Genomic DNA, 20,635 nt, shown 5'->3' on the forward strand with positions numbered 1-20,635 from the left:
CCAACAGTGTTCACACGGAGTTGCTGACTCAGTGTGCTCGAAGTCGTGTAGAAGCGCGGTATTCGGGGAACCTTCTGGTCTCCTGCTGCGTTTCTGCTACGTGCACAGTGACATCGCGGTGACAGGGTGTGGCGACAGGCAGGGTGCGGCTACCATGACCGGCACGAGGGCGGGCGGCGTAAGGGAGTCGTCCCCTGGGGCGGAGCCCGGTGCACTGCCGGGGCGAGGAGGGCGGGCCATGGTGCAGAAGGCCAAGATCCTCCTGGTCGATGACCGGCCGGAGAATCTGCTGGCGCTGGAGGCGATCCTCTCTGCGCTCGATCAGACCCTGGTGCGGGCATCGTCCGGGGAGGAAGCGCTCAAGGCACTTCTGACGGACGATTTCGCGGTCATTCTGCTGGACGTCCAGATGCCGGGAATGGACGGTTTCGAAACCGCGGCGCACATCAAGCGGCGGGAACGGACCCGGGACATCCCGATCATCTTCCTCACCGCGATCAACCACGGCCCGCACCACACCTTCCGCGGTTACGCGGCGGGCGCGGTGGACTACATCTCCAAGCCGTTCGACCCGTGGGTGCTGCGGGCGAAGGTCTCCGTGTTCGTCGAGCTGTACATGAAGAACTGCCAGCTGCGTGAGCAGGCGGCGCTGCTGCGGCTCCAGTTGGAGGGCGGCGGCAAGACCGCGGGCGCCGAGTCGAAGGAGCCGGCGGGTCTGCTCGCCGAGCTGTCGGCGCGGCTCGCCGCGGTCGAGGAGCAGGCCGAGGCGCTGTCCAAGCAGCTGGACGACGACTCGGCGGACGCCGCCGCGGTGGCCACCGCGGCCCATCTCGAACGCAAACTCACCGGATTGCGGCGGGCGCTCGACGCGCTGGAGCCGGGCACCGGGAGCACGTCCTCGGTGTCCTCGCAGAACTGACGCCGTGAGGGCGCCGGTTGGCGGGCCGGCGGCGCCGGATCGTCCGGTGTGTGACGGGTCCGTGAACGGGCGTCAGTTCGCCGCCTCCGCAAGGGCGACACGAACGGGTGAAGCAGTGGGCACACGTGTCCACTGTCTTCTCCACCGGTAACCTCACATCCATGGCCTCACGTTCCTCCGCAGCCAAGAAGCCGCCCGCGAAGAAGGCGGCCGCTTCCGCGAAGGCTCCGGCGAAGAAGGCCGCCGCCAAGAAAGCCCCCGCCAAGAAGGCGCCGGCCAAGAAGGCCGCGGCGAAGAAAGCCGCGCCCGCACCCAAGCCCGCGCCGAACCCCACCGGGGGCATCTACCGGCTCGTGCGCGCCGTCTGGCTAGGGCTCGCACATGCCGTGGGCGCCGTGTTCCGCGGCATAGGGCAGGGCGCGAAGAACCTCGACCCGGCCCACCGCAAGGACGGCATCGCGCTGTTGCTGCTCGGCCTCGCGCTGATCGTCGCCGCCGGCACCTGGTCCAATCTGCGCGGCCCCGTCGGCGACCTCGTCGAGATCATCGTGACCGGCGCCTTCGGCCGGCTCGACCTGCTCGTGCCGATCCTGCTCGCGGTCATCGCCGTTCGGTTCATCCGGCACCCCGAGAAGCCCGAGGCCAACGGCCGGATCGTCATCGGCCTGTCCGCACTCGTCATCGGCGTGCTCGGCCAGGTCCACGTCGCCGTCGGCTCGCCCGCCCGCAGCGACGGCATGCAGGCGATAAGGGACGCCGGCGGGCTGATCGGCTGGGGCGCGGCGACTCCGCTGACGTACACCATGGGCGAGGTCCTCGCCGTACCGCTGCTCGTGCTGCTCACGATCTTCGGGCTGCTGGTCGTCACGGCCACCCCGGTCAACGCCATCCCGCAGCGGCTGCGGCAGCTGGGAGTGAAGCTCGGCGTCCTGCCCGACCCCGCGGAGGACGACGAGTACACCGAGGACGACCAGCGCTACGACGACCAGTGGCGCGGGGCGCTGCCCGCGTCGCGCGGCCGCAAGCGCACCGCGGCCCCCGAGGCGTACGACCCCGACAGCGCCGAGCAGGAGGCCCTCTCGCGGCGTCGCGGACGTCCCAGGCGCTCCGCAGTGCCGCAGCCCGAGATGGACCGTCCCATGGACGCTGTGGACGTCGCGGCGGCCGCCGCTGCCGCGCTCGACGGCGCCGTCCTGCACGGGATGCCGCCCTCGCCGATCGTCGCCGACCTCACCCAGGGCGTCACCGTCGGCGACCGCGCGGAGACCACCCCCGTGCCGACGCCCGTCCCGGCCGCGCGCCCCAAGCAGGAGAAGCTCCCGAAGACCGAGGTCCCGGACCTGACCAAGGCCGGGGTGCCGGACCTCACCAAGGCCGCGCCCGACGAGATGCGCGACCTGCCGCCGCGCGCCGAACAGCTCCAGCTGTCCGGTGACATCACCTACTCGCTGCCGTCGCTCGACCTCCTGGAGCGCGGCGGCCCCGGCAAGTCGCGCAGCGCCGCCAACGACGCCGTCGTCGAGTCGCTGACCACCGTCTTCTCCGAGTTCAAGGTCGACGCCCGCGTCACCGGCTTCACCCGCGGGCCGACGGTCACGCGCTACGAGGTCGAGCTCGGCCCCGCCGTGAAGGTCGAGCGGATCACCGCGCTGACGAAGAACATCGCGTACGCCGTCGCCAGCCCGGACGTGCGGATCATCAGCCCGATCCCCGGCAAGTCGGCGGTCGGCATCGAGATCCCGAACACCGACCGCGAGATGGTCAACGTCGGTGACGTGCTGCGCCTCGCGGCCGCCGCCGAGGACGACCACCCGATGCTGGTGGCGCTCGGCAAGGACGTCGAGGGCGGCTATGTGATGGCCAACATCGCGAAGATGCCGCATGTGCTGGTTGCCGGTGCGACCGGTTCCGGTAAGTCGTCGTGCATTAACTGCTTGATCACTTCGGTCATGATGCGGGCGACCCCGGAGGACGTGCGGATGGTGCTGGTCGACCCCAAGCGCGTCGAGCTGACCGCCTACGAGGGAATCCCGCACCTGATCACGCCGATCATCACCAACCCGAAGCGGGCCGCCGAGGCGCTCCAGTGGGTCGTACGGGAGATGGATCTTCGGTACGACGACCTGGCGGCGTACGGCTACCGCCACATCGACGACTTCAACGAGGCCGTCCGCAACGGCAAGGTGAAGGCGCCCGAGGGCAGTGAGCGGGTGCTGCAGGCGTACCCGTATCTGCTGGTGATCGTCGACGAGCTCGCCGATCTGATGATGGTCGCGCCGCGCGACGTCGAGGACTCGATCGTGCGCATCACACAGCTCGCGCGCGCGGCCGGCATCCACCTGGTGCTCGCCACCCAGCGGCCGTCGGTCGACGTCGTCACCGGTCTCATCAAGGCGAACGTCCCCTCACGGCTCGCCTTCGCCACCTCGTCGCTCGCGGACTCGCGCGTCATCCTCGACCAGCCCGGCGCCGAGAAGCTGATCGGCAAGGGCGACGGGCTGTTCCTGCCGATGGGCGCGAACAAGCCGACGCGTATGCAGGGCGCGTTCGTGACCGAGGAGGAGGTCGCGGCGGTCGTCCAGCACTGCAAGGACCAGATGGCGCCCGTCTTCCGGGACGACGTCACCGTGGGCACCAAGCAGAAGAAGGAGATCGACGAGGAGATCGGCGACGACCTCGACCTGCTCTGCCAGGCGGCCGAGCTGGTGGTCTCCACGCAGTTCGGGTCGACGTCCATGCTGCAGCGCAAGCTGCGCGTCGGGTTCGCCAAGGCCGGACGGCTGATGGACCTGATGGAGTCGCGGGGCATCGTCGGGCCCAGCGAGGGCTCAAAGGCTCGTGACGTTCTTGTGAAACCTGACGAGCTGGACGGCGTGCTGGCCGTGATCCGCGGGGAGGCTTAAAGGGAGTCCGGGGTGGAAACGGGACATGATGATCACCTTGCGGACGGGTGGGTGATGGGTCGATGTCCGATCGTGACTCACCCGTAAGGGATCATTGAGCAACCGTTTCCCGTCGACGTACGTCAAGTTGAGCGAGGCGACAACCTCGTACCCCACCATCAGCGTGTCCGGCCATTCTGATGGCGTATAAAGTCCCACCGCCCGGTTGCCCCACCCTTTCGTACCCCCCCTAGACTGAACCTCCAGCACAGGTGGCTTAAACGCTCGAAAGGCGCCCCCGTGTCCATCGGCAACTCCCCTGAAGACGAGCGTCCGTTCGAAGACGTGTCCGACGAAGCCCGTCCCTCGATCGGCCGAGCCCTGCGGCAGGCTCGTATCGATGCCGGTCTGACCGTCGACGACGTCAGCAGCGCCACCCGGGTCCGCATCGCCATCGTGCACGCCATCGAGGCGGACAACTTCGCTCCCTGTGGGGGTGACGTGTACGCCCGAGGCCACATCCGGACCCTGGCCAAGGCCGTCCACCTCGATCCGGCCCCGCTTCTCGCCCAGTACGACGACTCGCACGGCGGGCGACCGGCGCCCACGCCTGCTGCCCCGCTGTTCGAGGCGGAACGCATCCGTCCCGAGCGACGCGGGCCGAACTGGACCGCGGCCATGGTCGCCGCGATCGTCGCCGTGGTCGGATTCGTCGGTTTCACCGCGTTCAAGGGCGATGGCGAGGGCGGCAAGTCGTCGGTGGCCGAGGGCGGCTCGACGTCGACGGCGGACAAGACCACGCCCACGCCGAAGACCGACAAGCCCAAGGACCCCAAGCCGGAACCGTCGGACAGCGCCATCGCCGCCGTCCCCCAGGACAAGGTGACCGTCAAGGTCAGCGCCGTCGACGGAAGGAGCTGGGTCGGTGTCAAGGACCACAACGGCCGGCTTCTCTTCGACGACCTGCTGAAGCAGGGCGACTCGAAGACGTTCCAGGACAGCGAGAAGATCAACCTCGTCCTCGGTGACGCGGGCGCGATCGACCTCTACGTCAACGGCAAGAAGATCGAGGACGACTGGCAGCCGGGCGCCGTGGAGCGCCTCACGTACACGAAGGGCGACCCGCAGGCCGGATAGGACCGGCTGAAGGGATGAGCTCGGGACGGGGTCTGCCAGGATCGGCAGGCCCCGTCCGGCGTATCTGGACGGCGTCGGCAACGCACGGCACCGCGGTATGGCCGGCCGGGGAGGCCCTGGCCCCGTCGACATGGGCTGTCAGTGAGACAAAGTAGTCTTGAGCCCATGCCTGAACGCCGTACCGTCGCACTCGTCACTCTTGGCTGCGCCCGCAACGAGGTGGACTCGGAGGAGCTCGCAGGCCGTTTGGAGGCGGACGGCTGGGATCTCGTGGAGGACGCCGGGGACGCGGATGTCGCCGTCGTCAACACCTGTGGCTTCGTCGACGCCGCCAAGAAGGACTCCGTCGACGCCCTCCTGGAGGCCAACGACCTCAAGGGGCATGGAAGAACCCAGGCCGTCGTGGCGGTGGGCTGCATGGCCGAGCGGTACGGCAAGGACCTCGCCGAGGCCCTCCCCGAGGCCGACGGCGTGCTCGGCTTCGACGACTACGCGGACATCTCGGACCGCCTGCAGACCATCCTGTCCGGCGGTGTCCACGCCTCGCACACCCCGCGCGACCGGCGCAAGCTGCTGCCGATCAGTCCGGCCGAGCGGCAGGAGTCCGCGGTGGCCGTCGCGCTCCCCGGGCACGGCCCCGCCGACCTTCCGCAGGGGGTCGCTCCGGCCTCCGGCCCGCGTTCACCCCTGCGTCGACGCCTCGACGGCGCCCCGGTCGCCTCGGTGAAGCTCGCCTCCGGCTGTGACCGGCGCTGCACCTTCTGTGCCATCCCGTCCTTCCGCGGCTCCTTCATCTCGCGTCGGCCCTCGGACGTCCTGAACGAGACGCGGTGGCTCGCCGAGCAGGGCGTCAAGGAGATCATGCTGGTCTCCGAGAACAACACGTCGTACGGCAAGGACCTGGGCGACATCCGGCTGCTGGAGTCCCTCCTGCCGGAGCTGGCCGAGGTCGACGGCATCGAGCGCGTCCGCGTCAGCTACCTCCAGCCGGCCGAGATGCGGCCCGGGCTGATCGACGTCCTGACCTCCACCCCGAAGGTCGCCCCGTACTTCGACCTGTCCTTCCAGCACTCCGCTCCCGACGTGCTGCGCGCGATGCGTCGCTTCGGTGACACCGACCGCTTCCTGGAGCTGCTCGACACCATCCGCGGCAAGGCCCCCCAGGCGGGCGTGCGCTCCAACTTCATCGTGGGCTTCCCCGGCGAGACCGAGGCCGACCTGGCCGAGCTGGAGCGGTTCCTGAACAACGCGCGGCTCGACGCCATCGGCGTCTTCGGCTACTCCGACGAGGAGGGCACCGAGGCCGCGACGTACGACAACAAGCTCGACGAGGACCTTGTCGCCGAACGGTTGGCACGAGTCTCCCGGCTGGCCGAGGAACTGGTCTCGCAGCGGGCCGAGGAGCGCCTCGGGGAGACCGTGCACGTGCTCGTCGAGGGGGTGGACGCCGAGGACTCGACGGAGGGCGCGTACGGCCGTGGCGCCCACCAGGCTCCCGAGACGGACGGCCAGGTGCTGCTCACGAGCGGCGCGGGGCTGGGCATCGGTCGTATGGTCGAGGCGAAGGTGGTCGGCACGGAAGGTGTCGACCTGATGGCCGAGCCGCTGCAGGGCACGCTCGCGTGTAGTGAGGAGGCGGGCAGATGACCGGAGTTCCGGCGTCCGCCGCGGGTGGCTCCTCCCGGGCGGGTGCGGCGGGCAAGGCCGGCGCTGTGGGTCTGTCCAAGGCGGGCGGCGCGAAGGCGGGCGGTGCGAAGGTCGCTGCCTCGAAGGCTTCCGGCACCGAATCCGACGGGCCGGACGGTGCCAAGCCCGCGCGCGGCGGGAAGATCGCGGCCGCGGCCGTCAACCAGGCCAGCGTCTGGAACATCGCCAACCTCCTGACCATGCTCCGGCTGGTCCTCGTGCCCGCGTTCGTCGCGCTGATGCTCGCCGACGACGGATACGACCCGGCGTGGCGCTCGCTCGCCTGGGCGGCCTTCGCCATCGCCATGATCACCGACCTGTTCGACGGTCATCTGGCACGGACGTACAACCTCGTCACCGACTTCGGGAAGATCGCCGACCCCATCGCCGACAAGGCGATCATGGGGGCCGCGCTGATCTGTCTGTCGGCGCTGGGCGATCTGCCGTGGTGGGTGACGGGCGTCATCCTCGGCCGGGAACTCGGGGTCACGCTGCTGCGTTTCATCGTCATCCGGTACGGCGTGATCCCGGCGAGCCGGGGCGGCAAGCTCAAGACGCTCACCCAGGGCGTGGCCGTCGGGATGTACATCCTGGCGCTGACGGGCTGGCTGGCCACCCTGCGGTGGTGGGTGATGGCCGCGGCGGTCGTCCTGACCGTGGCGACCGGGCTCGACTATGTGAGACAAGCCATTGTGCTGCGCAGGCAGGGAATCGCCGAGCGCAAGGCGGCGTTGGAGGAGACGGAAGCGTGAGTTCCCCGGCCACCGACGTGGTGCGACTACTCACAGTGAGGAGCGAGACGCTCGCTGTCGCCGAGTCGCTCACGGGCGGACTGGTTGCGGCGGAAATCACAGCCACTCCTGGGGCCTCCAAGGCCTTCAGGGGGTCGGTGACCGCCTATGCCACCGGGCTCAAGCATGAGCTGCTCGGGGTCGACGCCACTCTGTTGGCCCAGCACGGAGCGGTGAATCCGCAGGTGGCGGCCCAGATGGCGGCCGGCGTGCGGAAGGCTCTGGGGGCCGACTGGGGCATTGCGACGACTGGCGTCGCGGGGCCCGAGACCCAGGACGGTCAGCCCGTGGGGACGGTCTTCGTGGCCGTGGACGGACCTCTCGGACCCGGTTCCGGTTCTGCCGGTGGCGGAAAAGTAGAGGCCCTGCGGTTGAACGGCGGCCGCGAGGAAATTCGTATGGAGAGTGTACGGAGCGTACTCGCCCTGCTCCTGAAGGAGCTTGCGGGCGAACACACTGGGAATGAGCGGGCACAGGATACGGAACAGAACGGGGGGTTTTGATGTTTGCAGCCCTTAGTGAACACGACATCGCTCCCCGCACGGCCGCGGCGCAAGGCGGTACGGTGGGGCGTGAAGGATGCGGCTACGCGGTCCGAGGAGGGAGCCACCGATGATTCTGCTCCGTCGCCTGCTGGGTGACGTGCTGCGTCGGCAGCGCCAGCGCCAGGGCCGTACTCTGCGCGAAGTCTCCTCGTCCGCCCGAGTTTCACTCGGCTATCTCTCCGAGGTGGAGCGGGGGCAGAAGGAGGCTTCCTCCGAGCTGCTCGCCGCGATCTGCGACGCGCTGGACGTACGGATGTCCGAGCTCATGCGAGAAGTGAGCGACGAACTCGCCCTCGCCGAGCTGGCCCAGTCCGCTGCGGCCACCCCCAGCGAGCCTGTACCGGCATCGGTGCGTCCGATGCTCGGTTCCGTTTCGGTGACCGGCGTGCCACCGGAACGGGTGACCATCAAGGCGCCTTCCGAGGCGGTGGACGTGGTCGCCGCCTGACGGCGCCGCCGGTGCGCGTGGGATGACCACGCGCTGAGGAGTTGTGTGAGGCCCCGGCCGGGGCTTCTCCAGGGAAACCTGGGGGAGCGCGGTCGGGGTTTCGTGCTGTGCGGGGCCGTACGGGACGTGCCGGGTCCGTTTGCCGCCGTGGGGCGCGGAGGTCATCGTGGAGGGTGTTCACGGCGCGCTGACGCGCTGTGACGACGTTGGCCCGCGCTGCATCCGTGTGCCGTCGGTGCGCCCTCCCGGGCGGGTGGACGAGCGGCCTAGCCTCGGGCTGGAGGTGGGTGGATGGCACGGCCTATAGCGCGCTGGGGGGTGATCCTCGGGCTCGGGGCGCTGTGGTGGTGGGCCGTGCTGCGGCTCGCGCTCGCTCCGGAGGCGGGGGCGCTGGAGGCGGCCGTCGCCGCCGGAGGATGGGGGCTGAGCCTGCTGCCGGTGCACTGTGTGCCGAAGGCGCGGGCCGTCGGAGCCGTCGACCCGCGGCGGTGGGCGGAAGCCTGGCGGCGAGGGCGGCCTACCAAGGCATCGCCACACCGCCGTTCGGACGCAGGATCTGCCCCGTCGTGAACGACGAGGCGTCGGACGCCAGGTGCAGTACGGCGTGGGCGATGTCCTCGGGTTCGCCCACCCGTCCCAGCGGTGACATGCGGGCCATGAACGCCTCGGTCTGTGTCTGTGCCGCGCTGTCGTGGCGGTCGGTCATGGGGGTGCGGATCCAGCCCGGGGCGACCGCGTTGACGCGGATGCCGTGCGAGCCCATCTCCGTCGCCAGCGTCTTCGTCAGCTGCACGACGGCCGCCTTGGCCGCGCCGTAGCAGAGCAGGCCGGGGCCGCCGGTGTCGACGGCACCCGAGGCCATGGTGATGATGCTGCCCCTGACGCGCTGGGCGAGCATCGCTCGGGCGGCCTCCTGGCAGGCGTACAGCACACCCTTGAAGTTGACGTTCAGCACCCGGTCGAGATCCTCGTCGCGGGTCTCCAGGACCGGGCTGCTGTGCATGATCCCGGCGACCGCGGCCATCACGTCGAGGCGCTCGCAGGAGGCGACGGCCTGGCGGAGCTGTGCGCGGTCGGTGACGTCGACGTGGTGGGTCCGGGCGGTGCCGCCGCCGGCCTTGATCTGGGTCGCCGTGTCGTGCAGGCCCTGTTCGTCACGGTCGGCGCAGTGCACGGTGGCGCCGGCCTCGGCGAGCAGGACGGCACAGGCGCGGCCGATGCCGCTGGCGGCGCCGGTGACGAATGCGGTGCGTCCGGTGAGGTCGTACGCCTTGACGGCCATGAAGGGACGGTACGAGGGTTTCTGACGGGCCGTCAATTGGTCGTACGGTGCTGTGTTCCGCGGTGTGCGGTGGTGCCGGATGGCGTGCTCGGAGTTGGTCCCGCCTGGCAGTCGGGGCACCAGTAGGTGGGGCGTTCGCGGGAGCCGTCGCCCTGGTCGGCGGCGCGGATCGGTGTGCCGCAGCGCAGGCAGGGGCGGTCGGCGCGGCCGTACACGAAGAGATCCTGGCCGCGGCGGCCCGTCGTGCTGCGGACCGGGCGCTCGCGGTTGGCTTCCAGGAGCTTCTTGGCGAGGACGGGCAGTTGGGCCGTGTGCTGGGCCGGGAGTGCGCCGACGGGGAGCCAAGGAGTGACGCGGAGCAGGAAGCAGAGCTCGCTTTTGTAGACATTGCCGATGCCGGCGAGGTTGCGCTGGTCCAGCAGGGCCTCGCCGAGGGGGCGGGCGGGGTCTGTGAGGAGGTTGGCAAGGGCGCGGTCGGGGTCCCAGTCCGGGCCCAGGAGGTCGGGGCCGAGGTGGCCGACCGTGCGGTGTTCCTCGGTGGTGCGCAGGAGGTCGAGGACGGGGAGGCGGTAGCCGACGGCTGTTCGGGCGGTGCCGGTGCCAGGGTCTTTGCCGGTGCGGGTGTCGCTGGCTGGGGCGGCAGTGAGGATCACGCGGATCTGGTGGGCGGGGCCGCCCGTCCAGCGCTGCTGGTCGGCGTAGACCTTCCAGGAGCCCTCCATGCCGAGGTGCGAGTGGACTGTCAGGCCGCCCTCGATGCGGGTGAGGAGGTGTTTGCCGCGCGGGGTGACATCCAGGACGGTGCGGCCTGTGAGGTCGACCGTGGCGTACTTCGGGACCCGGAAGTCGGTGCGGGTCAGCGTCCTGCCCGCGAGGGCGGTGTGCAGCCGCCTCGCGGTCTGCCAGACCGTGTCTCCTTCGGGCATGGGTCAAGGGTGGCACGGGTCGGCGGGGCAGGGGGTGGGTGTGTGCCAGGGGCGAGGAGTCGCGGGGGAGGGAGCCGCGGCTCGGGTCAGGCGCGTAGGCGTAGGCCTCGGGGGGTCGCGATGAAGCCCGCTCCTTCCAGGAGGGTGCCTATGGGGGAGGTCAGGGCCGCGGCGCCGTTCACGCGTTCCACCGTGACCGTGCCGAGGGAGCCCGCGCGGGCGGCTGCGGCGAGGGCTTCCGCGGCCGTGTGCAGGCGGGGGTCGTCGGTGGGCTCGGTGTCCGGGGCCGAGGGCCAGGCCAGCAGTGTCTTGCCGCCGCGCTCCATGTAGAGCGTCAGCTCGCCGTCGACGAGCACCACGAGGGAGCCCGCCTTGCGGCCCGGCTTGTGCCCGGCGCCCGTGGGGGGCTCGGGCCAGGCGAGGGCGGCGCCGTACGCGTTCGCCGGATCGGCGGCGGCGAGGACGACGGCCCTGGTGTCGGCGCCGGGACGGGTGTGGCGGGAGGCGAAGCCGGGGCCGGATCCGTACGGTGTGCCGCTGTTGTGCCACGCGGGGTTGTTCGGGGTGCGCCGGCCGGCCTGGGGGGCGAGGTCGCGGGGGGAGACGTAGTCGCCTGGGCCGAGGTGGGCGTCCAGGAAGTCGTGGTCGAGGTCCGGGATGTCGTACGTGGGGGTGGTGTCAGGGGTGTTGTACGGGGTCGGACTCTCCGGGGTCGGGCTCTCCGGGGTGTTGTACGGAGTTGGGCTGTCGGGGGCGTCGTATCCGAAGGCGTTGCCCTGGCCGGTGTCCGATAGGGGCGAGCCGTCGGAGGCGTCGAAGTCGTCGGTGGTGCTGAGGCCGTCAGTGGTGCCGAGGCCGTCGGAGCCGGAGTCGTTGGTGCCGGGAGCGCCGTACGCGTCGGGGGAGCCCGGGCCCGGCAGGGTCTCGCCGCGGTCGCGGGCGTTGGCGACCGCGCGTAGGCGGTCCACCGCGCCGTCCATCGCGAACTGGGCGGCGCCGAGCCCTTCGACCACGTAGCCACGGCGTGCCTGGCCGCTCTCCTCGAAGGCGGACAGGATGCGATACGTCGCCGAGAAGCCGCCCTCGACGCCCTCCGCGGTGACCGCGCCCCGGGTCACCACACCGTGCCGGTCGAGGAGCGTGCGGGCCAGGGCGTGGGCGCGCACGGTGGGGTCGGGCTCGTGGGCCGGGAGCAGGGACCAGCGGCCGGCGACGGTCGGCGGGCCGGTGCGGGAGGCGGGGCGGGCGGCGGCGGTGAGGGAGCCGTAACGGCCGCGGGGGACGGTGCGCTTGGCGCGGTGGGCGGTGGAGCCGGCGGTGCGGCCGGAGCCCAGCAGGGAGCGCATGGGTGCGAGTGTGTCGTTGGTCAGGCGGCCCGACCAGGCCAGCTCCCAGAGGGCGTCGGCGAGTTGGGGGTCGGTGGCGTCGGGGTGGGTGGTGGCGCGGATCTGGTCGGCGATCTGGCGGAAGAACAGGCCGTAGCCGCCGGACAGGGCGTCCAGGACGGACTGGTGCAGTGCCGTCAGCTCCAGGGGGTGGGGTTGCGGCAGGAGCAAGGGGGCCGCGTCCGCCATGTAGAGGGAGACCCAGCCGTCCTTGCCGGGAAGCGAGCCCGCGCCTGCCCAGACGACCTCGCCGGCCGCGGTGAGCTCGTCGAGCATCGCCGGGGTGTAGCTCATGACGCGGGACGGCAGGACCAGCTTCTCCAGGGCGGACGCGGGCACGGAGGCGCCCTGCAACTGCTCGATGGCGCGCACGAGTCCGTCGATGCCGCGCAGGCCGTGGCCCTTGCCGATGTGCTGCCACTGCGGGAGGAACTGCGCGAGCGCGGTCGGCGGCACCGGCTCCAGTTCATGGCGCAGGGCGGCCAGGGAGCGGCGGCGCAGGCGGCGCAGGACCGCCGCGTCGCACCACTCCTGGCCGATGCCGGCCGGGTGGAACTCGCCCTGTACGACCCGTCCGCTCGCCGCCAGCCGCTGGAGGGCGCCCTCCGTGATCGCCACGCCGAGGCCGAAGCGGGCCGCCGCGGTGGCCGACGTGAACGGGCCGTGGGTGCGGGCGTAGCGCGCGAGGAGATCGCCGAGCGGGTCCTTGACCGGCTCGGTGAAGGCCTCGGGGACGCCGACCGGCAGGGCGGTGCCGAGCGCGTCGCGCAGGCGGCCCGCGTCCTCGATCGCCGCCCAGTGGTCGGTGCCGGCGATGCGGACCTTGATGGCGCGGCGGGCGGACGCCAACTCCTGTGCCCAGTGCGCGTCGGCGCCCCGCTCGACCAGTTCGGCGCTGGTGAGCGGACCGAGGAGGCGAAGGACGTCCGCGACGCCTTCCACGTCCTTGACGCGACGGTCCTCGGTGAGCCACTGGAGTTCTCGCTCCAGTTCGGTCAGTACCTCGGCGTCGAGCAGCTCGCGCAGCTCCGCCTGGCCGAGCAGCTCGGCCAGCAGCCGCGAGTCCAGCGACAGGGCGGCGGCGCGGCGCTCGGCGAGCGGGGAGTCTCCCTCGTACAGGAACTGGGCGACGTACCCGAAGAGGAGGGAGCGCGCGAAGGGCGACGGCTCGGGGGTGGTGACCTCGACCAGGCGCACCTTGCGGGACTCGAGGTCGCCCATCAGCTCGACGAGTCCGGGGACGTCGAAGACGTCCTGGAGGCATTCGCGCACCGCCTCCAGAACGATCGGGAACGAGCCGAACTCGCTGGCCACCTGGAGCAGTTGGGCGGCCCGCTGGCGTTGCTGCCACAGGGGTGTGCGCTTGCCCGGGTTGCGGCGCGGCAGCAGCAGCGCGCGGGCGGCGCACTCGCGGAAGCGGGACGCGAACAGGGCCGAGCCGCCGACCTGGTCCGTGACGACCTGGTCGACGTCACCCTTGTCGAAGACGACGTCCGCCGCGCCCACGGGTGCCTGGTCGGCGTCGTACTCCGTGCCGGCCTTCCTCGGTTCCTGGTCCAGCAGGTCCAGGCCCATGAGGTCGGCGTCGGGCAGGCGCAGCACGATGCCGTCGTCGGCGTGCATGACCTGCGCGTCCATGCCGTACCGCTCGGAGAGCTTCGCGCCGAGGGCGAGGGCCCAGGGGGCGTGGACCTGGGCGCCGAAGGGGGAGTGCACGACGACGCGCCAGTCGCCGAGTTCGTCGCGGAAGCGCTCGACGACGATCGTGCGGTCGTCCGGGACGTGGCCGCAGGCCTCGCGCTGCTCGTCCAGGTAGGACAGGACGTTGTCGGCCGCCCATGCGTCCAGGCCGGCGGCGAGCAGGCGCAGGCGGGCGTCCTCCTTGGACAGCGAGCCGACCTCGCGCAGGAACGCGCCCACCGCGCGGCCCAGTTCCAGCGGGCGGCCCAGCTGGTCGCCCTTCCAGAAGGGGAGTCGGCCCGGTACGCCGGGGGCGGGGGAGACCAGGACGCGGTCGCGTGTGATGTCCTCGATGCGCCAGGAGCTGGTGCCGAGCGTGAAGACGTCCCCGACGCGGGACTCGTAGACCATCTCCTCGTCGAGTTCGCCGACCCGGCCGCCGCCCTTCTTGGGGTCCGCTCCGGCGAGGAAGACGCCGAACAGGCCGCGGTCGGGGATCGTGCCCCCGGAGGTGACGGCGAGGCGCTGTGCGCCGGGGCGGCCGGTGATCGTGCCGGCGACGCGGTCCCAGACCACGCGGGGCCGAAGCTCCGCGAAGGCGTCGGAGGGGTAGCGGCCGGCGAGCATGTCGAGGACCGCGGTGAAGGCGGATTCGGGGAGGGACGCGAACGGCGCGGCTCGGCGGACGGTGGCGAGGAGGTCGTCGAGCTGCCAGGTGTCCATCGCCGTCATGGCGACGAGTTGCTGGGCGAGGACGTCCAGGGGGTTGGCCGGGACCTTGAGGGACTCGATGGAGCCGGTGCGCATCCGTTCGGTGACCACGGCTGCCTGGACGAGGTCGCCGCGGTACTTGGGGAAGACCACACCGGTGGAGACGGCGCCGACCTGGTGTCCCGCACGGCCGACGCGTTGCAGGCCGGAGGCCACGGAGGGGGGTGACTCGACTTGGACGACGAGGTCGACGGCGCCCATGTCGATGCCCAGTTCGAGGCTGGAGGTGGCTACCACTGCGGGGAGGCGGCCGGCCTTGAGGTCCTCCTCGACCAGGGCGCGCTGCTCCTTGGAGACCGAGCCGTGGTGGGCGCGGGCGATGACCGGGGGTGCGCCCTGCGCCGCGCCCGAGCCGCCCATCAGCTCGGCCGGGGCGTGGTGCTCGTCCAGGGATTCGCCGGTGGCCCGTTCGTAGGCGATCTCGTTGAGGCGGTTGCAGAGGCGCTCCGCGAGGCGGCGGGAGTTGGCGAAGACGATGGTGGAGCGGTGGGACTGGACCAGGTCGGTGATCCGCTCCTCGACGTGCGGCCAGATCGACGGGCGCTCCGCGCCTTCGCCGCCGTCGGCCACCGGGGAACCGGCCAGTTCGCCCAGGTCCTCGACGGGCACCACGACCGAGAGGTCGAACTCCTTGCCCGACTTCGGCTGGACGATCTCCACCTTGCGCTGGGGGGAGAGATAGCGGGCCACCTCGTCGACCGGGCGGACGGTCGCGGAGAGGCCGATGCGACGGGCCGGCTTCGGGAGGAGCTCGTCCAGGCGTTCCAGGGTGAGAGCGAGATGGGCGCCGCGCTTGGTGCCCGCCACCGCGTGGACCTCGTCGAGGATCACCGTCTCGATGCCGGTCAGGGCGTCGCGGGTGGCCGACGTCAGCATCAGGAACAGGGATTCTGGGGTGGTGATCAGGATGTCCGGGGGGCGGGTCGACAGGGCTCGGCGCTCTGCGGCGGGGGTGTCGCCCGAGCGGATGCCGACTTTCACCTCGGGTTCGGGCAGGCCCAGGCGGACGGATTCCTGGCGGATGCCGGTCAGTGGGCTGCGGAGGTTGCGCTCCACGTCGACGGCCAGGGCCTTGAGGGGGGAGACGTAGAGGACCCGGCAGCGTTTCCTGGGGTCGGCCGGTGGCGGTGTGGAGGCGAGCTGGTCGAGGGCGGCGAGGAAGGCGGCCAGGGTCTTGCCGGATCCGGTGGGGGCGACCACCAGCACGTCCGAGCCCTCGCGGATGGCCTGCCACGCGCCCGCCTGGGCCGCGGTGGGCGCGGAGAAGGCCCCCGCGAACCAGCCGCGGGTTGCGGGGGAGAAGCCGGCGAGGGCTCGCTGCGCGTTGCTGACCATGCGTCCATCCTGCACCCGGGCACTGACAATGGGGTTGAGCTGGGGAAATGTGGTCGGCCTGCGGGTGGGTCGGGCTGCGCGTCGATGCCTGTGGCGGCCTGCGTGTGCGTCGTGGGGGTTGGCGCAGCGACGGCGGTCGGCCTCCGGGTGGGGCAGGGCGTTCGTCCCCATCCCGTCGTGGGCGGCTGCGGGCCGGCGGGCCTACAGCCCTCCGCGCTCTGTCGGAGAATGGACCCATGGCGGGTTCGGGCGAGCAGGCGCGGCACTGGCAGTACACCGAGTTGCCCGGCGTCGATCTGCTGCGGGCCCGGTACATCCGCAAGACGTTCGTGCGGCACACCCACGAGAACTTCGTGATCGCCGCCATCGCGGACGGCGTGGAGGTATTTCACTGCCGAGGTGCCGATCAGTACGCGGGAGCCGGTGCGCTGGCGTTGGTCAATCCGGATACGGCGCACACCGGGCGGGCGGGGGTTCCTGAGGGGTGGCAGTACGGGGCGGTGTATCCGTCGCCGGAGGTGGTGGCGGAGATAGCGGCCGAGACCACCTCGATCCGCGGGACGCCGGGGTTCGTCAGGCCGGTGCTGGACGATCCGTACACCGTGGGCCTGGTGCATCAGGTGCTGCGCGCCGCCGACGAGGGCAACGCGCTGGCTGCCGACACGTTGCTGCGCGTTGCCGTGACGCGGCTGCTGCGGCTGAACGGCGGGGCCCTGCCGCAGCGGGACGTGGGGACGGCGGGGGCCAGGATCGCGGTACGCGCGCGTGAGGTGCTGGAGGAGCGGATGGCCGAGCCGCCGAGCCTGGAGAGGCTGGCCTCCGATCTCGGTACCGGGCCGTTCGCCTTGTTGCGGGCGTTTCGGGACCTGTACGGGATGCCGCCGCACACCTGGCTCACCGACGCGCGGGTACGGCGTGCTCGGCGGCTGCTGGACGCGGGGGGCTCACCGGCCGAGGCCGCAGTCGCCGTGGGGTTCACCGACCAGCCGCATCTGAACCGCCACTTCACCAGGATCGTGGGCGTGCCGCCAGGGGCCTATCAGCGGGGGCGCAAGAACGTACAAGACGCCTGACAGGGGCTTTCGTAGCGTCGCAGGCGTGGCAGAACAGAGAACTCTCGCAGACCTCCGCACCGCCGGGGGCAAGCCCGACGCGGCTGTCGTCCGGGACGCCCTGGGCGTCGGGGTCGCCGTCGGGCTGTCCGGGTTCGCCTTCGGGGTGACCTCGGCGGGCAGCGGCCTCACGCTCCTGCAGACCTGTGCGCTCAGCCTGCTGGTGTTCACGGGAGCGTCGCAGTTCGCGCTCGTGGGGGCGCTCGCGGCCGGCGGCAACCCGTTGACCGCGGCGGCGGGCGCCTTCTTCCTGGGGGTGCGCAACGCGTTCTACGGGCTGCGGCTGTCGCAGTTGCTCAGTCTCCCGCGCGCGGTGCGGCCGTTCGCCGCGCAATGGGTGATCGACGAGACGGCCGCTGTCGCGCTGGCGCAGCCGACGCGGCGCAGTGCGCGCATCGGGTTCGTGGTGACAGGGCTGAGTCTGTACGTGCTGTGGAACCTCACCACGCTGCTCGGTGCGTGGGGTGCCGAGGCCATCGGTGACACCGATGCCTGGGGGCTCGATGCCGCCGGGCCCACCGTGTTCCTGGCACTGCTGGCGCCGATGCTGAAGTCCGTGACCGAGCGTGCCGTCGCCGCCCTGGCCGTGGTCCTGGGGCTCGGGCTGTTGCCCGTGCTGCTGGCCGGAGTGCCTGTCCTGGTGGCCGCTCTGGCGGCGCCGGTCGTGCTGTGGGCCGAGGGGCGGCGCAGGGGAGATGCGCGGAAGGGAGAGCTGTGAGCACCTGGATCGCGATCGGCGTCACCGCTCTCGGCTGCTACGTCGTCAAGCTCGTCGGGCTGCTCGTGCCCGCGGGTGCTCTCGAGCAGCCGCTCGTCCGGCGTCTTGCCGCCCTGCTGCCCGTCGCGCTCCTCGCCGCCCTCACGGCTCAGCAGGCGTTCGGCGACGGGCATGCGCTGGTGCTGGACGCGAGGGCGGCCGGAGTCGCCGCGGCTGCCGTGGCGCTCGTCCTGCGCGCGCCGTTCCTGCTCGTCGTCGCGGCGTCCGTCGTGGTGACGGCGGGGGTGCGGGCCATGGGAGGGTGACACGGCAGGTCAGCCGATGCCGCGGCGGGGCCGCCGATGCCGCGGCAGGTCAGCCGATGTGGCGGCCGTGGGCCCTGAGAGTGCGCAGCGCCTCGATCGTCGCCATGGGGCGTGTCTCCAGGGCGGTGCCCGGTGCCCACTGGCGCCGGCGGACGGGCCAGCCGCCGTCCTGCTGCTGCTCGCCGACGAGGTGGTCCAGGGAGCGGGCCATTTCGTCGTCCGTGAACCACGCGCGCGCGAGGGAGCGCGGTGTCCTCGCGTAGTCGTGCGGGAAGTGGTGCTCGTCCGGGGCGCGGTCGGGCGGGGCCGGGCGCGTGTCGAGGCTGTCCGGCTCCAGCGCCGCCAGGCGCTGTTCGCGCACCATGCGGCCCAGGCGGTCGGCGGCCGCCTCCGCGCGCGTGCGGTCGGGAGCGGAGTCCAGGAAGGCCACGGCGGCCTCGATCTCGTACGGACGGGACTTCTCCAGGGACTCGACCGCCTGCCAGCAGAAGTCCGTGGCCCGGAACAGCCAGGCGTGCCACACCTCGTTGCGGTGCAGAAGGCCGACCACCGGCCCGGTGACCAGGAGCGCGCTGGGCGGGTCGTCCGTGATCGGCAGGAAAGGAGCCGAGGGGTAGCCGCGCTGGCTGGGGTGGATCGCGGGGAGGGCGCCGTCCGGCGTGGAGACCGAGGTGAGGTAGCGGCACACGCGGTCCACGCGCTGTCCGCCGCAGCGTTCGATGGCGTCCAGGATGTGCAGTGCGTGACCGGTGTGCAGCGGCTGGCTCACCGGACCGCGCAGGTCGGGTTCCAGCGCATGGCCGTACCCGCCGTCCTCGTTGCGGTAGGCGTCCAGCGCGGTCTCCACCGGGTCGGCGGCGCCGTTCAGGAAGTGGTACGCGAAGAGGCGCTGTTCGAGCACGCGCGCGGTGAGCCAGACGAACTGCTCGGCGCGGAAGAGCGGGGAGTGCGCCGGGGACGTCGGGGGGAGGGGGGCTCCTGTTTCGGCCATGCGACAGACCGTAGGACGGAAAGCGGTCTCGGCAAGCGGTCCCGGCGCAGGCCCACTCTCAGGGGCGGGATACTGGACGCATGCGGTTGACGGTCTTCTGGGAGCGGATGGCGGACCACTTCGGTCCGGGGTACGCCGACACCTTCGCGCGCGACCACGTGATGTCGGAGCTCGGCGGACGCACGGTGCACGAGGCGCTGGCGTCGGGCTGGGAGGCCAAGGACGTGTGGCGTGTGGTCTGCTCCGTCATGAACGTTCCGGGAGAGCAGCGCTGACCGGTAACGAAGATCGCAGGACGGCAGCCGGTTGTCGGTGGCGTGGGCGACACTTGCTCCGTGGCACGCACTGACGAGACCGGGCGGCCCGCCCGGCACGAATCACCGTTCGGCACGACGCCGCCCACCCCGCCGCCGGGCGAGGGCGCCGCCGGGCCGGACGCCCGCATGCCACGCTGGCTGCCGCGCGCCATGGTGCTCGCGCTGGCGCTCGTCGGCGCGTTCCAGCTGGGCAGCTGGGCCTTTCACCAGCTCACCGGGCTGCTGATCAACATCGTCATCGCGTTCTTCCTGGCCCTGGCCATCGAGCCCGCGGTGAGCTGGATGGCCTCGCGCGGCATGCGCCGGGGGCTGGCCACGGCAGTCGTCTTCCTCGCCGTGATCGTCGTGTCCGCCGGGTTCGTGACGCTGCTGGGGTCCATGCTCGCGGGCCAGATCATCAAGATCGTCGAGGACTTCCCGAACTACCTCGACTCCGTCATCAACTGGATCAACACGCACTTCAACACCGACCTGCGCCGCGTGGACGTCCAGGAGGGCCTCCTCCGCTCCGACTGGCTGCGCAACTACGTGCAGAACAGCGCCACCGGGGTCCTCGACGTGTCCGCCCAGGTCCTCGGCGGTCTCTTCCAACTGCTGACGATCACGCTGTTCTCGTTCTACTTCGCCGCCGACGGCCCGCGACTGCGCCGGGCCCTGTGCTCCGTGCTGCCGCCCGCCAAGCAGGCCGAGGTACTGCGCGCATGGGAGATCGCCGTCAACAAGACCGGCGGCTACCTGTACTCGCGCGGTCTGATGGCGCTCATCTCCGGCATAGCCCACTACATCCTGCTGGAGAGCCTGGACGTGCCGTACGCGCCCGTGCTCGCCGTGTGGGTCGGCCTGGTCTCGCAGTTCATTCCCACCATCGGCACCTATCTCGCGGGCGCCCTGCCCATGCTGATCGCCTTCACGGTCGATCCCTGGTACGCGCTGTGGGTGCTGATCTTCGTCGTGGTCTACCAGCAGTTCGAGAACTACGTGCTGCAGCCCAAGCTGACCGCGAAGACCGTCGACATCCACCCCGCGGTCGCCTTCGGGTCGGTGATCGCGGGCACCGCCCTCCTCGGCGCGGTGGGCGCGCTGATCGCCATCCCGGCGATCGCCACGCTGCAGGCGTTCCTGGGGGCGTACGTGAAGCGGTACGACGTCACCGACGACCCCCGCGTCCACGGACACCGGAGACGGGGAACGGGGCCCAGGCTGTTCTCACGCGCGCGTGAGCTGTGGGCACGACGACGCCCGGGGGAGCGGCCCCCGACGGAGACGGGGAGTTCCGGGGAGAACTCCTCCTCCTGAGCCCGGACGTGCGGACCGCTGTGCCGCGGTGACAGCTGCTGGGCGGGGATCCGGTGGCGACGGAGGTCCGCGCCGGAAACCGGCGGTGAGAGCGGTGGGGCGGGAGGCC

16 protein-coding genes and 1 pseudogene are annotated in these 20,635 nt (G+C 71.5%); 13 read left to right on the plus strand and 4 right to left on the minus strand.

Going from position 1 to position 20,635, the window contains the following annotated elements; all coding sequences use genetic code 11:
- The first annotated feature begins 238 nt into the window (after window positions 1–238).
- The 8 genes from EJ357_RS33925 to EJ357_RS33960 all read left to right on the plus strand — a co-directional run bounded on the left by EJ357_RS33925 (window position 239) and on the right by EJ357_RS33960 (window position 8,978).
- Window positions 239–919, plus strand: a complete 681-nt coding sequence (locus tag EJ357_RS33925; RefSeq protein ID WP_126395507.1) for a response regulator — start codon at window positions 239–241, stop codon at window positions 917–919.
- A gap of 161 nt (window positions 920–1,080) precedes the next feature.
- Window positions 1,081–3,822, plus strand: a complete 2,742-nt coding sequence (locus EJ357_RS33930) for a DNA translocase FtsK (RefSeq protein WP_126395508.1) — start codon at window positions 1,081–1,083, stop codon at window positions 3,820–3,822.
- Window positions 3,823–4,101: 279 nt separating this feature from the next.
- Window positions 4,102–4,938: a helix-turn-helix domain-containing protein gene (locus tag EJ357_RS33935; RefSeq protein ID WP_126395509.1), complete on the plus strand. Its 837-nt coding sequence runs from the start codon at window positions 4,102–4,104 to the stop codon at window positions 4,936–4,938.
- 165 nt (window positions 4,939–5,103) lie between these two features.
- The gene (gene rimO / locus EJ357_RS33940) at window positions 5,104–6,585 is read left to right on the plus strand and encodes a 30S ribosomal protein S12 methylthiotransferase RimO (protein WP_126395510.1); all 1,482 of its coding nucleotides are present in this window, start codon (window positions 5,104–5,106) and stop codon (window positions 6,583–6,585) included.
- The gene (gene pgsA, locus EJ357_RS33945) at window positions 6,582–7,376 is read left to right on the plus strand and encodes a CDP-diacylglycerol--glycerol-3-phosphate 3-phosphatidyltransferase (RefSeq protein WP_126395511.1); all 795 of its coding nucleotides are present in this window, start codon (window positions 6,582–6,584) and stop codon (window positions 7,374–7,376) included. The genes rimO and pgsA overlap by 4 nt, the downstream gene beginning before the upstream one ends.
- Complete coding sequence (locus EJ357_RS33950; RefSeq protein ID WP_126395512.1) at window positions 7,373–7,918, plus strand: CinA family protein; 546 nt, start codon at window positions 7,373–7,375, stop codon at window positions 7,916–7,918. Before pgsA ends, EJ357_RS33950 begins: the two co-directional genes overlap by 4 nt.
- Window positions 7,919–8,027: 109 nt before the next feature.
- On the plus strand, window positions 8,028–8,408 hold the full coding sequence (locus EJ357_RS33955) for a helix-turn-helix domain-containing protein (RefSeq protein WP_030046881.1): 381 nt from the start codon (window positions 8,028–8,030) through the stop codon (window positions 8,406–8,408).
- Window positions 8,409–8,699: 291 nt separating this feature from the next.
- Entirely contained in the window at window positions 8,700–8,978 is a 279-nt protein-coding gene (locus EJ357_RS33960) for a hypothetical protein (protein WP_126395513.1), read from the plus strand.
- Here EJ357_RS33960 and EJ357_RS33965 read toward each other — a convergent pair.
- The 3 genes from EJ357_RS33965 to EJ357_RS33975 all read right to left on the minus strand — a co-directional run bounded on the left by EJ357_RS33965 (window position 8,926) and on the right by EJ357_RS33975 (window position 15,787).
- Window positions 8,926–9,690: an SDR family NAD(P)-dependent oxidoreductase gene (locus tag EJ357_RS33965; RefSeq protein WP_126395514.1), complete on the minus strand. Its 765-nt coding sequence runs from the start codon at window positions 9,688–9,690 to the stop codon at window positions 8,926–8,928. The two genes, EJ357_RS33960 and EJ357_RS33965, sit on opposite strands and share 53 nt — an antisense overlap.
- A 32-nt stretch (window positions 9,691–9,722) precedes the next feature.
- A complete protein-coding gene (locus tag EJ357_RS33970; RefSeq protein WP_126395515.1) occupies window positions 9,723–10,616 on the minus strand; it encodes an Fpg/Nei family DNA glycosylase in 894 nt (297 codons plus the stop codon).
- Window positions 10,617–10,702: 86 nt separating this feature from the next.
- Entirely contained in the window at window positions 10,703–15,787 is a 5,085-nt protein-coding gene (locus EJ357_RS33975; RefSeq protein ID WP_126395516.1) for an ATP-dependent helicase, read from the minus strand.
- Between the two features lie 236 nt (window positions 15,788–16,023).
- On the opposite strand from EJ357_RS33975, the pseudogene EJ357_RS33980 reads away from it, so the two are divergent.
- From EJ357_RS33980 to EJ357_RS33990, 3 genes and pseudogenes are all read left to right on the plus strand, one after another.
- Window positions 16,024–17,003: pseudogene (locus EJ357_RS33980) on the plus strand (AraC family transcriptional regulator); the annotation flags it as partial.
- Window positions 16,886–17,617, plus strand: a complete 732-nt coding sequence (locus EJ357_RS33985; protein WP_126395518.1) for an AzlC family ABC transporter permease — start codon at window positions 16,886–16,888, stop codon at window positions 17,615–17,617. The pseudogene EJ357_RS33980 and the gene EJ357_RS33985, both read left to right, overlap by 118 nt.
- A complete protein-coding gene (locus EJ357_RS33990) occupies window positions 17,614–17,922 on the plus strand; it encodes an AzlD domain-containing protein (protein ID WP_126395519.1) in 309 nt (102 codons plus the stop codon). The genes EJ357_RS33985 and EJ357_RS33990 overlap by 4 nt, the downstream gene beginning before the upstream one ends.
- Window positions 17,923–17,971: 49 nt before the next feature.
- Here EJ357_RS33990 and EJ357_RS33995 read toward each other — a convergent pair whose 3' ends face one another.
- Complete coding sequence (locus tag EJ357_RS33995) at window positions 17,972–18,913, minus strand: hypothetical protein (RefSeq protein ID WP_126395520.1); 942 nt, start codon at window positions 18,911–18,913, stop codon at window positions 17,972–17,974.
- A gap of 80 nt (window positions 18,914–18,993) precedes the next feature.
- On the opposite strand from EJ357_RS33995, the gene EJ357_RS34000 reads away from it, so the two are divergent.
- A complete protein-coding gene (locus tag EJ357_RS34000; protein ID WP_126395521.1) occupies window positions 18,994–19,188 on the plus strand; it encodes a DUF3046 domain-containing protein in 195 nt (64 codons plus the stop codon).
- A gap of 60 nt (window positions 19,189–19,248) precedes the next feature.
- Window positions 19,249–20,526, plus strand: a complete 1,278-nt coding sequence (locus EJ357_RS34005; protein ID WP_126395522.1) for an AI-2E family transporter — start codon at window positions 19,249–19,251, stop codon at window positions 20,524–20,526.
- Window positions 20,527–20,635: the final 109 nt, after the last annotated feature.

Origin of the sequence: Streptomyces cyaneochromogenes, assembly GCF_003963535.1 — a bacterium.
In the GTDB taxonomy this organism is placed as follows: Bacteria; Actinomycetota; Actinomycetes; order Streptomycetales; family Streptomycetaceae; genus Streptomyces; species Streptomyces shaanxiensis.